This is a genomic window from Aquitalea denitrificans, assembly GCF_009856625.1.
Taxonomy (GTDB): Bacteria; Pseudomonadota; Gammaproteobacteria; order Burkholderiales; family Chromobacteriaceae; genus Aquitalea; species Aquitalea denitrificans.
Genome location: NZ_CP047241.1, coordinates 4,334,420 through 4,346,491, shown reverse-complemented (window position 1 = coordinate 4,346,491; position 12,072 = coordinate 4,334,420). Strand labels below are relative to the sequence as shown.

General features: G+C 60.2%; 11 protein-coding genes. 7 read left to right on the top strand and 4 right to left on the bottom strand.

Going from position 1 to position 12,072, the window contains the following annotated elements; translation table 11 throughout:
- Nucleotides 1-29: 29 nt before the first annotated feature.
- Complete coding sequence (locus GSR16_RS20210; RefSeq protein WP_159880533.1) at nucleotides 30-1,256, bottom strand: cation:proton antiporter domain-containing protein; 1,227 nt, start codon at nucleotides 1,254-1,256, stop codon at nucleotides 30-32.
- 387 nt (nucleotides 1,257-1,643) lie between these two features.
- Here GSR16_RS20210 and GSR16_RS20205 point away from each other — a divergent pair, with 387 nt between their 5' ends.
- Complete coding sequence (locus tag GSR16_RS20205) at nucleotides 1,644-2,324, top strand: hypothetical protein (RefSeq protein WP_159880531.1); 681 nt, start codon at nucleotides 1,644-1,646, stop codon at nucleotides 2,322-2,324.
- A gap of 15 nt (nucleotides 2,325-2,339) precedes the next feature.
- Here the strand turns inward: GSR16_RS20205 and GSR16_RS20200 are convergent, their stop codons facing one another.
- From GSR16_RS20200 to GSR16_RS20190, 3 genes are all read right to left on the bottom strand, one after another.
- Nucleotides 2,340-2,846 carry a GNAT family N-acetyltransferase gene (locus GSR16_RS20200; RefSeq protein WP_159880529.1) on the bottom strand — a complete coding sequence of 169 codons (507 nt, stop codon included), beginning with the start codon at nucleotides 2,844-2,846 and terminating at the stop codon, nucleotides 2,340-2,342.
- A gap of 161 nt (nucleotides 2,847-3,007) precedes the next feature.
- Complete coding sequence (locus GSR16_RS20195) at nucleotides 3,008-3,985, bottom strand: NAD-dependent epimerase (RefSeq protein ID WP_159880527.1); 978 nt, start codon at nucleotides 3,983-3,985, stop codon at nucleotides 3,008-3,010.
- Nucleotides 3,982-4,677, bottom strand: a complete 696-nt coding sequence (locus tag GSR16_RS20190) for a glycosyltransferase family 2 protein (protein ID WP_240902551.1) — start codon at nucleotides 4,675-4,677, stop codon at nucleotides 3,982-3,984. The genes GSR16_RS20195 and GSR16_RS20190 overlap by 4 nt, the downstream gene beginning before the upstream one ends.
- Before the next feature lie 570 nt (nucleotides 4,678-5,247).
- Between GSR16_RS20190 and waaC the strand changes: the two genes are divergently transcribed.
- The 6 genes from waaC to GSR16_RS20160 all read left to right on the top strand — a co-directional run bounded on the left by waaC (nucleotide 5,248) and on the right by GSR16_RS20160 (nucleotide 12,072).
- A complete protein-coding gene (gene waaC, locus GSR16_RS20185; protein ID WP_205677600.1) occupies nucleotides 5,248-6,207 on the top strand; it encodes a lipopolysaccharide heptosyltransferase I in 960 nt (319 codons plus the stop codon).
- Nucleotides 6,204-7,460, top strand: a complete 1,257-nt coding sequence (gene waaA, locus GSR16_RS20180; protein ID WP_159880521.1) for a lipid IV(A) 3-deoxy-D-manno-octulosonic acid transferase — start codon at nucleotides 6,204-6,206, stop codon at nucleotides 7,458-7,460. The genes waaC and waaA overlap by 4 nt, the downstream gene beginning before the upstream one ends.
- A 124-nt stretch (nucleotides 7,461-7,584) precedes the next feature.
- A complete protein-coding gene (locus GSR16_RS20175) occupies nucleotides 7,585-8,226 on the top strand; it encodes a TetR/AcrR family transcriptional regulator (RefSeq protein ID WP_159880519.1) in 642 nt (213 codons plus the stop codon).
- On the top strand, nucleotides 8,226-9,203 hold the full coding sequence (gene hlyD / locus GSR16_RS20170) for a secretion protein HlyD (protein WP_159880517.1): 978 nt from the start codon (nucleotides 8,226-8,228) through the stop codon (nucleotides 9,201-9,203). Before GSR16_RS20175 ends, hlyD begins: the two co-directional genes overlap by 1 nt.
- On the top strand, nucleotides 9,200-10,951 hold the full coding sequence (locus tag GSR16_RS20165) for an ATP-binding cassette domain-containing protein (protein ID WP_159880515.1): 1,752 nt from the start codon (nucleotides 9,200-9,202) through the stop codon (nucleotides 10,949-10,951). Before hlyD ends, GSR16_RS20165 begins: the two co-directional genes overlap by 4 nt.
- Entirely contained in the window at nucleotides 10,948-12,072 is a 1,125-nt protein-coding gene (locus GSR16_RS20160) for an ABC transporter permease (RefSeq protein ID WP_159880513.1), read from the top strand. Before GSR16_RS20165 ends, GSR16_RS20160 begins: the two co-directional genes overlap by 4 nt.

The window sequence follows — 12,072 nt, the reverse complement described above, 5'->3', positions numbered from 1 at the left end:
CTCCATATGCATGCATGAAAAAGCCGCCATCAGGCGGCTTTTCCGTTACTGGCCAGTGCCGGCTGACGCTTGCGGTAGCGCTCGGTCCACAAGAACAGCAAGGGGTTGAGCAGGATGGACAGAATGGCCCCGGCCAGAATCAGCGAATGGCTGTGCTCGCCCATCAGGCCCAGCGCAATGCCCAGCCCGGCCAGAATGAAGGAAAACTCGCCAATCTGCGCCAGGCTGGCGGCAATGGTCAGCGCCGTGGCCGGGCTACGGCCAAACAGCCGGACGATGCCATAGGCTCCCAGCGACTTGCCCACCACGATGATCAGCAAAGTACCCAGCACTTCCCAGAAGTTATGCAGCAAAACCGAGGGATTGAGCAACATGCCCACCGAGACAAAAAACAGTACCGAGAAAGCATCGCGCAGCGGTAGTGATTCTTCCGCAGCCCGGTGGCTGAGCGGTGACTCGGCCAGCACCATGCCGGCAAAGAAGGCACCCAGCGCAAACGACACATCAAACAGCAGCGAGGCCCCATAGGCCACGCCCAGCGCAGTAGACAGCACGGCCAGGCGGAACAGCTCGCGGCTGCCGGTATAGACAATGCGTTCCAGCATCCATGGCAAAAAACGCCGGCCAAACACCAGCATCAGCGCCACAAAGGCCGCCACCTTGCCCAGCGTCAGTACAATGGTCCACAGCACGGCGCTGCCGCTGATCACCGTATCCGCTCCCTTACCGCCCAGCACTCCGGCAAAGATAGGCAGCAACACCAGTGTCAGCACCATCACCAGATCCTCCACCACCAGCCAGCCGATGGCGATCTTGCCGTCATCAGTCTGCTCCAGATTTTTTTCCTGCAAGGCCTTGAGCAGCACCACGGTACTGGCGGTGGACAAGGCCAGGCCAAACACTACGCCCTCACCCAGCGGCCAGCCCAACAGCTGCGACATGCCCAGCCCCAGCACGGTGGCCAGCAGGATCTGGCCAATGGCACCGGGCAAGGCAATGGCTTTCACCGCCAGCAAGTCGCGCACGGAAAAATGCAAACCCACACCAAACATCAGCAAAATCACGCCCATCTCCGCCAATTGTGGTGCGATCTGGCTATCTGCAGTAAAACCTGGTGTAAAAGGCCCGGCCACGATGCCGGCACACAGGTAACCGATCAGCGGTGGCAGACGCAGACGGAAAGCCAGCGTACCCAGCATGAAGGCAAACACCAGGCTGCCGACAATGGTGGCAATCAGCGGGGAATGGTGAAGCATGGCGCAGCCCTCCGAAACAGTTTCAATACATGACAGATTGCAGGAAAGTGAATGTAGTTCCGTTTAATATCAAAAATTATTTAAATTAAAACAATTAATCTAAATAGCATATAAATTAATGTGGAAAACAGTATGATGCTTTGCGATTTAACATCATAGATTCATCAACTTACTGCCTTCTTAATCACAGCATCACGACAACATCACGCAGAAATGTTTGCGTAACAAAAAAATATCCCGTCCAGAGATGGCTGGTACGGAACAGGCCAGTCCAACTCTCATGCCTGCCCGTGGCCGCAATCGCGGTTTTCAGCCAGCAGCTGGCGGCGTATGCTCTGCCAGCACCCAGGCAGTCAGCTGCCATTTTTTCCCGCCACCGGAGCCTCCATGCGCTGCCTTGCCGTCTTTCCGCTACTGACTGTCCTGCTGACCAGCCTGCCTCTTCATGCTGAAGAACCGGTACATAGCCTGACGCTCAGCCTGGCTGGCAACCTGTACCAGACCGCAGCTGGCAGCGGTGCCAAACTGCAACCCAGCATGGACCTGCGGCATGACACCGCCTATGGCAGCCTGTTTGTGCAACAGGGCGAAGCCGGCATTGGTCTGCCCGCCCCCGGCGGCTGGATGACGTTGGCAGCCGCCAATGAAAGCCAGTGGGAGCTGGGTGCCAACTCCAGCCACTGGATGGGCGTGCTGCGTTATGGCGTGGATCTGCCGCAGGGCGGCTCGTTATCCATCGGCTATGCCGACCGGCTGGGTTCTGCCAGCCCGGGCAGCCTGTTGATCATGAATCTGGATCTCACCCTGGGCCACTGGCGCAATCAGCGGCTCAGTCTGCTGGGCTGGGCCAGCCTGGCCGATTCACAACGCGCTGCCAGCCTGGGACATCAGGCTGACGACAGCGGTAGGCATCTGGAGCAAAGCAATCTGCTGCTGATGCTGAATCATCCCTTCGATCCGCGCTGGTCGATGGATATCGGTGCCGGTTCGCGCTGGATGGCCGATTCAGCCAGGCAGCACAGCGCTGGCTGGCAAGCTGTGCTCAGCCTCAACTGCAAGCTGTACTGACGCCGCTTCCCCCCATTAAAGCCGTCTGCCACAGACGGTGGTTTGGCGCGATCCGCTCCAGCGGTGAGCCGGATCATCATAACTGCCCAGTTCGGCAAAACCTGCCTTGCGCATCATTCCAGCCGAACCGGTATTCTGCTGATGCCTATCCGCACAGATCCAGCCACAGCCCTGCGCCCGCAGGGCATCACACACTGCCAGCAACAGGCGGCTGCCCAGTCCCAAGCCTGCACAATCGCGACTGACCACGGCCTCAATCAGAAATCCGGCCCTGTCGGCAGCCACATCGGCCGGACGGTAGGCCGGATAGCGGTCGCTGACGGCAAACAGCATGATGCCCAGCAAGCGGCCTTCCTGCTCCGCCAGCAGACCTTGCACAGTGCCGGCTGCCAGCTGCTGCAGGGTCAGATCCACCCCGTCCGCAGGCAGGTAATTCCAGTCATTCGGACCGTGCTCCAGAATCAGCTGTTGCAGTGCCGCGCAATCCGCCGCCGTGGCAAAACGCATGTTGAGGGCGCTCATTTCTGCTCGTTTCCTTGTCTTGCTACCCTGCCTGACAACATCAAACCCTCTCCTCAGGCGCCATAAAGGCCCGTCAGGCGGTTTTGCCGGCCTGTAACGCGCTACGACGGGCCAGGCAGGCAAAATGCCCTGGCGGCCCGCCATGGGCGATTAAATGGCACTCAGCACTGGTGATAAGCACGATACCAGTCAACAAATGCCTGCATGCCTGTGGTTAGCGGCGTATCCGGTGAAAAACCCACGGCAGCGCGCAAACGACTGGTATCGGCATAGGTGATGGGCATATCACCATCCTGCATCGGGTAGTACTCCTTCACCGCCTCACGCCCGCAAGCGCTTTCTATGCTGTGGATAAAATCCAGCAAGGCCACCGGATTATGATTGCCGATATTGAACAACGCATACGGTGGCTGGCCGTTTGCGGCGGATGGCAGATGCTGCATCACCCGTACCACGCCCTCCACGATATCGTCGATAAAAGTGAAATCGCGCTGCATCTGGCCATGGTTGAACACCTTGATCGGCTTGCCCTGCAATATCGCCTCGGTAAACAGCCAGGGTGCCATGTCCGGCCTTCCCCACGGACCGTATACGGTGAAAAAGCGCAGCCCGGTGCAGGGCAAGCCATACAGGTGGGCATAGCTGTGCGCCATCACTTCGTTGGCTTTCTTGGTGGCGGCATAGAAGCTGACCGGCGCATCCACCCTGTCGTCTTCGGCAAACGGCACCTTGGCATTCTGGCCGTACACGCTGCTGGAACTGGCATACACCAGGTGCTTGACCGCATGGCGGCGGCAGGCTTCCAGCACATTGGTCATGCCCAAGAGATTGCTCTGGGCGTAGACATGCGGATTGTCGATGGAATAGCGCACGCCGGCCTGTGCTGCCAGATGGATCACGTAATCGAAGCTTTCCGCCCCACACAGCGCGTTCAGCGCATCCCAGTCTGCCAGGTCCAGTTGCACGAAACGAAAGCCGTCACGGCCCTCCAGCGTGGCAAGACGGGCCTGTTTCAGGCTCACCGGGTAATAGCTGTTGAGATTATCCACACCAATCACATTGCAATCACCAGCCTGCAGCAGACGTTCACATACCGCCCGGCCAATGAAACCGGCAGCGCCGGTTACCAGTATGTTCATGATTTCTTTTCCAGCCTGTGCAGCTCGTTGAGCTTGGCGTATTTGATATAGCTGTTGAAGCAACCGATGCTGATGTGGACAAGCCCGGGCAAACCATCCAGAAAACCACGGCGGAACAGGTAAAACTTGGCAAAGCGCAGCAATGGACTGAACACCAGCTTGCTCCATCCCGCCTTTTTCCCGCGTTTATACAGTAGCTGCGCCTGCAGGCTGGTATAGCGGTTCTGCTTGTCCAGGTATAACGCGATGTCTTCGCCGGACTCATGCATCAGATCGCCAGTTAGCTTTTCCACAGGGCTTTCGGTCTGCACATACTCGTGAACCAGATCGTCCGACCAGCGTGCATGGCGTCGGTCAAACAGCCGCAGGCTCCAGTCCGGGTAGCCTTCGCCATGTTTCAGAAAACGACCCATAAAACGGTTACTGCGGGCAAACCGGTAAGCACGGGCTTGTGGATTGTTCAGTATCTGCTTGATTTGCAATACCAATTCTTCCGATGGCCATTCGTCTGCGTCCAGACATAGCACCCAGTCATGACTGGCTGCCTGAACGGCAAACTGCTTTTGTGGACCGAATCCTAGCCAGCTCTGGTGGATAACTTTCGCCTTATAGGCAGAAGCTATGGCAACCGTATTGTCTGTACTACCCGAATCCACCACCACGATTTCTTCTGCCCACTGAATGCTTGCCAAGGTTTTTTCCAGCTGTAAGGCCGCATTTTTGGTGATGAGCACAACGCTGAGTGGTTCTCGCATCTTTTCTTGTTATTCCCATATGTATATAGAAGAAACTAGTAGAAGGCAGTCCAAATCTGTGGATAAGTGTCTTTTTACTTGTTTATTCAATAATTTAAGAGATATCAAAACATGTTGAGCAGCCTGCTTCCTGCATGCTGAGCATTTGTGGATAACTTTAGCCTTTCTGGCTGGACCTGGTTTATCCACATGCTGTCAGTGACTTGAATACGCCTGCCTGTTAATGGCCATTTTTGTGCAGTTACCTTGTTTATCTTAAACTGAATTTTATTATGAAGAGACTAATGAGAGCCGTGGTTTTCTGTTGATAACCATAAAAAACACATGCGTGATCAGTAACTTGCCCTGTTGATGGCACTGGGATTAATCCGGTGGCGGACAGGCTGGCAGATTGTGGATAAATATGGCCGGAATTATACACAGCTGCTTATCCACATCTGTTGCGCACGGAATTTACCTGGTTAACCACAGCGGCTTCAGTGCAGCTCGGTTACAATGCGCGCCATGATGAACGTACTGATTGTGCGTACCTCGTCGATGGGCGACCTTATCCACACCTGGCCAGCCATCACCGAGCTCAAGACGCACTACCCCAATCTCAGGATCAGCTGGCTGGCCGAAGAAAATTTCGCCGACATTCCCCGTTTACACCCGGCGGTGGATGACGTGATTCCTTTGGCATGGCGACGCTGGCGCAAAAAGCTGCTGTCGCCAGCCTGTTGGGCTGAAATGAAAGCCGTGCGCCAGAAGCTGCGCGCCACGCAATGGGATCTGGTGGTGGATTGTCAGGGGTTGCTGAAAAGTGCAGTACCAGCCAAGTTCAGCGGTGCGCCGCTTACCGGCTATGACCGCCACAGCATTCGCGAACCGCTGGCCTGCCTGCTGTATGACAAGACCCACCGGGTGGACTGGTCGCTGTCGGCAGTGGAACGCTGCCGCTTGCTGCTGGCCAAGGTATTCGGTTACCAACCGCAGGGCAGCCCATGTTTTGGCGTACCTGCGGCAGCCCGACCGGACTGGTTGCCGCAAGGCGAATACGCCGTGCTGCTGCATGCCACCAGCCGTGCCTCCAAGGAGTGGCCGGAACAACACTGGATTGCGCTGGGTGAACAGCTTGCTGCACAACATGGTCTGCAACTGATCATTCCCTGGGGCAATGCTGCCGAACAGCAGCGCGCAGCGCGACTGGCCGCTGCCATGCCGCAGGCCATGGTGGCACCACGCATGAATCTGGTAGAGGCTTGCGGATTACTGGGCCATGCCCGCGCCGTCATCGGCGTGGATACCGGTCTGTGTCATCTGGCCAATGCCCTGAATGTGCCGCTGGTGGCCATCTACACCGATACCGACCCCGGCAAGACCGGGGTGGTGGAAACCCCCTGGGCCACCAATCTGGGCAATATCGGCCAGTGTCCGACAGTGGATGCGGTGTATCAGGCCTTGCTGGCGCGCAAGGACATGCAATGAACTGGCGGCGCGGGCTGTATTCCTTGCTGTGGTGGGCGGCCACGCCGCTGATCCGCCGTTATCTGAAAAAACGCGCGCGCAAGGCCCCGGCCTATCTGCAGCACTGGGACGAGCGTTTCGGCGAGGCTCTCCAGCCTCAAGCCACTGGCGCGATCTGGATTCATGCGGTATCGGTGGGCGAAACCCGTGCCGCCTTGCCCTTGATCCAGGCCATTCGCCAACGCTGGCCGGATGTGCCCTTGCTGCTGACCCAGATGACTCCCACCGGCCGCGATACCGCACGCCAGCTGTATCCGGATGCCGAAGTGCGTTATCTGCCTTACGACTATCCCGGCGCGGTGCGGGATTTTCTGGCCGTGTGGCAGCCACGCTTTGGTGTGCTGATGGAAACCGAGCTGTGGCCCAATCTGCTGCATGCGGCGCGCCAGCAGGGCGTACCGGTATTTCTGGCCAATGCGCGGCTGTCGGAAAAATCGCTGCGCGGCTATCGTCGCATTCAGGGGCTGATTGGCCCGGCCTTGCGTGATTTGACGGCCATTGCTGCGCAAAGCCAGCAAGATGCCGAACGTTTGCAGCAATTGGGCGCTGTTTCCCCGCAAGTCTGTGGCAATACCAAGTACGATTTCACCCCGCCAGCCGCCATGGCCGAGCTGGCAGCGCAGTTTCGCCAGCGTATAGGCAGCCGTCCGGTATTCATTTGCGCCAGTACGCGCGATGGCGAGGAACAGCTGATCCTGCAGGCCTGGCAACAGGCCGAGGTGGGCAATACCCTGCTGCTGCTGGTGCCGCGTCACCCGGAACGCTTCGACAGCGTGGCCGCGCTGGCACAGGACATGGGCTTTGCCGTGCAGCGGCGCAGCGACAACAGCAAGATTGCTGCTGCTACCCGCGTGTGGCTGGGCGACAGCATGGGCGAGCTGTTTGCCTATTACGGCTGTGCCGATGTGGCTTTTGTCGGCGGCAGCCTGTTGCCGCTGGGGGGGCAGAACCTGATCGAGCCGGCCAGCCTCGGCCTGCCGGTCTTGTTTGGCCCGTCCATGTTCAATTTTGCCCAGGCCAGTGAATTGGCGCTGCAGGCAGGCGCTGCCTTGCAAGTGGCGGATGCCGCCGCGCTGGTGCAGCAGGCACTTGAGCTGTTGCAGGACGATGCCCGTCGTCAGCAGATGCACAGCGCCGCGCTGGCGTTTACGGCAGCGCATCGTGGTGCCAGCCAGCGTATTGTCCAGTTACTGCAGGCGCATCTGCCTGACTGATGCAGTGGGCCGGCTGCGGCCTGCTGTTGCCTGCCCGCCACGCCTGACCGGCCATTTCCTGTCTTGCATCAATTATTCCAATATCTTGCTTTGCCATTTTTATACACATGTATAAATTAGCAGCATGAAGCGCGAAACCAATCCTCACCCCACCCGCGTCCTGTTGCTGGAACATGGCTTGCAGCACTTGCGCCAGTATGGCCTGCGCCAGTTGACCGTACGGGGTATTTGCCAGCAGGCCGAGGTGAATCCCGGTAGTTTTGTCTACCACTTTGGCAACCGCCAACAATTTGTCAGCATGCTGCTGGAGCTGTGGTATGCGCCGCTATACCGGCAATTGCAGGACAGCCTGCAGCAGCAGGGTGAGCCGCTGGACCGCCTGTCGGCCATGCTGTTGCAGCTGGTGGCTTTTGCCAGGGCCGAGGGCGGGGTGATCAGCCAGTTGCTGCTGGATGCCGGCTCGGGCGAGGTGGCGGCGGTGGAATTCATCCGCAATCTGGCACCGCGTCATCCGCAGTTGTTATTGCAATGCCTGAGCGAGGCGCAACAGGCCGGCCAGCTATGTCAGGCTCCGCCCTTGCACCAACTGATGTATTTGATGTCGGCACTGGGCTTCCCGGTGCTATTGCAGCAGCTGAGCAGCGGCAAGCACATCCTGCCCACGCTGCTGGAGCAGGGTTTGGCCAGCTATGCGCTGGAACCGGAACATTTGCAGCAAAGATTGCACTGGGCGCTCAAGGGCCTCAGTGCCAGGGAGCTGGCGTAATGAACAAGAAACGCATGGTGGCGGGGCTGCTGGTGTTGGGGCTGCTGGCCGCAGGCATCTGGTACGGGCAACAGGACAAGGGCGCAGATGCGCTGGTGCTGTCCGGCAATGTGGATATCCGCGAGGTGAATTTGTCATTTCGTGTTGGAGGCCGCTTGCAGCAAGTGCTGGTGGACGAAGGCGCAACGGTGAAGGCCGGGCAGGTACTGGCCCGGCTGGACGACGCACCGCAGCGCAATGCCGTGGCCGATGCCGAAGCGGCGCTGTTGGCGCTCAAGGCGCGGCAATCGCTGATGCATCAGGGTTATCGGGCGGAAGATGTGGCGCAGGCCCGCGCCACGCTGGATGCCCGCCAGGCCGTGCTGACCGATGCCAATGCCGCCTGGCAGCGGCAACAGGAACTGGCCGGCAGCGGTGCCGCAGCGGTGAAGGCGCTGGATGCCGCCCGCTCCGCCCATGAGCAGGCGCAAGCGCAGTATCAGGCCGCGCAGCAGCAATACCAGGCACTGAGCAAGGGCTACCGGCCGCAGGAAGTGGCCGAAGTGGACGCCAATGTGAAACGGGCCGAAGCCCAGCTGGCCAGCGCCCGGCTGCAACTGGCCGATACCGTGCTGAGCGCACCGTCGGACGGCATCATCCTCACCCGGGTGCTGGAGCCGGGCAGCATGCTGGCAGCCGGTGCCAGCACCCTGACCCTGTCGCTCACCCGGCCGGTGTGGGTGCGCGCCTATGTGGCTGAAACCCAGTTGGGCCAGACCCAGCCGGGGCGTAAGGTGTGGGTATATCGCGACGGGCGCAGCCAGCCCTATGCCGCCGTAGTGGGCTTTGTCTCGCCCACGGCGGAATTCACTCCCAAGAATGTGGAAACCGCCGACCTGCGCACCGCCCAGGTTTACCGTCTGCGCGTGATCGTCTCCCAGCCGGATGCCGCCTTGCGTCAGGGCATGCCGGTAACGGTAAAGCTGGCCCAGCCATGAGCACGCCAGCGGGCGACATCGCCATCCGCCTGCAGGCAGTCAGCCACGCCTTTGCCGGGCGGCCGGCGCTGTGCGAGCTGAGTGCGGACATCCGCCGCGGGGTGATTACCGGGCTGGTGGGGCCGGATGGTGCCGGCAAGACCACCCTGCTGCGGCTGATGGCCGGCTTGCTCAAGCCTGACAGCGGCAGCTTGCAGGTGGAAGGGCTGGACCCGGTGACAGCGGGGGACACATTGCGCCTGCAACTGGGCTATATGCCGCAAAAATTCGGCCTGTACGAAGACCTTACCGTGCTGGAAAACCTCACCTTGTATGCCGATCTGCGTGGTGTCACCGGCGCGGCGCGGGCAGAAAGCTTTGCACGCCTGCTGGCGTTTACCGATCTGGCGCGCTTTACCACACGGCTGGCCGGCAAATTGTCCGGCGGCATGAAACAGAAACTGGGCCTGGCCTGCACCTTGCTGGGTTCGCCGCGCATCCTGTTGCTGGACGAACCCTGTGTCGGGGTGGATCCCATCTCGCGCCGCGAGCTGTGGCGCATGGTCAGCAGTCTGGCCGATGGCGGCATGGCCGTGCTGTGGAGTACCTCCTATCTCGACGAGGCCGAGCTGTGCGGCCAAGTGCTGCTGATGCACGAAGGCCGGCTGCAATACAGTGGCAGCCCGCAGGCGCTGATGGACAGCATGCAGGGCCGCAGCCTGTTGTTGCAGGGCATTGCCGGCAACCGTCGTCAGGTATTGCGCCGCGCACTGCGTTGTCCACAGGTGATCGACGGTGCCTTGCAAGGCCATGCCGTGCGGCTGGTGTTGCGCACGGCAGGAGAGCTGCCGGATCTTGCCAGTCTGGACGCCGGTCCCGATGCCAGCTTGCAGGCAGTCAAGCCACGGCTGGAAGATGCCTTCATCGATTTGCTGGGTGGCGGGCCGGGTGGCGATTCACCGCTGACCGAACACATGCCGCCAGCGCGATTGCCGGATGGGGTGGATGCCGACGCCGTCATCGTGGCGGAACAGCTCACCCGTCGTTTTGGTGATTTTGTCGCCACCGATCATGTGGATTTCCGCATCCGCCGTGGCGAAATCTTCGGCTTGCTCGGCCCCAATGGCGCGGGCAAATCCACCACCTTCAAGATGATGTGCGGCCTGTTGCCGGTAAGCAGTGGCGCGGCACGGGTGATGGGGCTGGACCTGAAAAAGTCCGCCAGCCAGGCGCGGCAGCAAATTGGCTATATGGCGCAGAAATTTGCCCTGTACAGCAACCTCAGCGTGGCGCAGAACCTGGCGTTTTTCGCCGGCATCTATGGCCTGTCCGGCGCGCGCCAGCGGGCGGCAGTGGCTGACATGGTGCGGGTATTTGCCTTGCAGCCCTTCCTCGCCATGAATGCCGGAGAACTGCCGCTGGGCTTCAAGCAGCGGCTGGCGCTGGCCTGCGCGCTGATGCATCAGCCGCCGCTGCTGTTTCTGGATGAACCAACGTCGGGGGTGGACCCGGTCAGCCGCCGTGAATTCTGGAGTCATATCAACGGCCTGGTGGACAAGGGTGTCACGGTGATGGTGACCACCCACTTCATGGACGAAGCAGAATATTGCGACCGCATCGGGCTGGTGTACCGCGGCCGCATGATTGCCAGCGGCACCCCGGATGCACTCAAGGCCATGGTGGCCAGCCCGGCCCTGCCCGATCCCGGCATGGAAGACGCCTTCATCGCGCTGGTGGAGCGTGACGACCAATTGCGGGAGGCCACATGAGCATCAGCCTGCGTCGCCTGACTGCGCTGTGCCGCAAGGAAAGCTACCAGATCGTGCGCGACCCCAGCAGCATCCTGATTGCCTTCGTGCTGCCGGTGTTGCTGCTGTTCATCTACGGCTATGGCATCAATCTGGATGCCAACCGGGTGCGACTGGGCATTGTGCAGCAGGATGGCGGCGCAGAAGCCAGCCGCCTGGTGCAAACGCTGCAAGCCTCGCCCTATATCGCCGCCAGCTTGTCCACTTCCGAGTCCGCCATGCGTCAGCAATTGCAGGCGGGCGAGGTGCGCGGGGTGGTGATCCTGCGCAGCGATTTTTCCGCCAGGGTCAGGCAGGGTCAGGGCGCCGCCGCCATCCAGTTGTTGACCGACGGGGCCGAACCCAATACCGCCAATTTTGTTGCCAGCTATGTGCAAGGGGTATTCCAGCTGTGGCTGAACCAGCGCCAGAATGGCCAGCCCCCTGCGGCCACGCTGACCGTGCAGCCGCGTTACTGGTTCAACCCCACCACGGTGAGCCGCAATTATCTGGTGCCCGGCTCCATCTCGGTGATCATGACCATCATCGGCGCGCTGCTCACCTCGCTGGTGGTGGCACGCGAGTGGGAGCGCGGCACCATGGAGGCACTGCTATCCACCCCGGTCACCCGCAGCGAATTACTGCTGTCCAAAATCATCCCCTACTACCTGCTGGGCATGGCTGCCATGGGCATGTGTGTGCTGGTGGCTACCCTGGTGATGGGTGTGCCGCTGCGCGGTTCGCTGTGGGTGCTGTTTGTGGTCACCAGCCTGTTTCTGGGTAGCGCGCTGGGCCTGGGCCTGTTGCTGTCCACCACCACGCGCAACCAGTTCATTGCCGCGCAGTTTGCGCTGACCGCGGCCTTCCTGCCCGCCATCATGCTGTCCGGTTTCGTGTTTGAAATCCGCAGCATGCCGCTGGCGGTACAGGCGGTGACTTACTTGATTCCGGCGCGCTATTTTGTCAGCGCCTTGCAGACACTTTTCCAGGCTGGTGAAATCTGGCCGGTCTTGCTGATCAACCTGCTGTTTCTGCTGCTGTCCGCCGCCTTCTGGCTGGGCCTGACTGCCTGGCGGACACCGCGCCGACTGGATGGCAACTGA

Coding starts and splice junctions, on each gene's coding strand:
- GSR16_RS20205 (WP_159880531.1), top strand. CDS start 1,644: ATGCGCTGCCTTGCCGTCTTTCCGCTACTGACTGTCCTGCTGACCAGC.
- waaA (WP_159880521.1), top strand. CDS start 6,204: ATGAACTGGCGGCGCGGGCTGTATTCCTTGCTGTGGTGGGCGGCCACG.
- GSR16_RS20210 (WP_159880533.1), bottom strand. CDS start 1,256: ATGCTTCACCATTCCCCGCTGATTGCCACCATTGTCGGCAGCCTGGTG.
- GSR16_RS20195 (WP_159880527.1), bottom strand. CDS start 3,985: ATGAACATACTGGTAACCGGCGCTGCCGGTTTCATTGGCCGGGCGGTA.
- hlyD (WP_159880517.1), top strand. CDS start 8,226: ATGAACAAGAAACGCATGGTGGCGGGGCTGCTGGTGTTGGGGCTGCTG.
- GSR16_RS20175 (WP_159880519.1), top strand. CDS start 7,585: ATGAAGCGCGAAACCAATCCTCACCCCACCCGCGTCCTGTTGCTGGAA.
- GSR16_RS20200 (WP_159880529.1), bottom strand. CDS start 2,846: ATGAGCGCCCTCAACATGCGTTTTGCCACGGCGGCGGATTGCGCGGCA.
- GSR16_RS20160 (WP_159880513.1), top strand. CDS start 10,948: ATGAGCATCAGCCTGCGTCGCCTGACTGCGCTGTGCCGCAAGGAAAGC.
- waaC (WP_205677600.1), top strand. CDS start 5,248: ATGAACGTACTGATTGTGCGTACCTCGTCGATGGGCGACCTTATCCAC.
- GSR16_RS20165 (WP_159880515.1), top strand. CDS start 9,200: ATGAGCACGCCAGCGGGCGACATCGCCATCCGCCTGCAGGCAGTCAGC.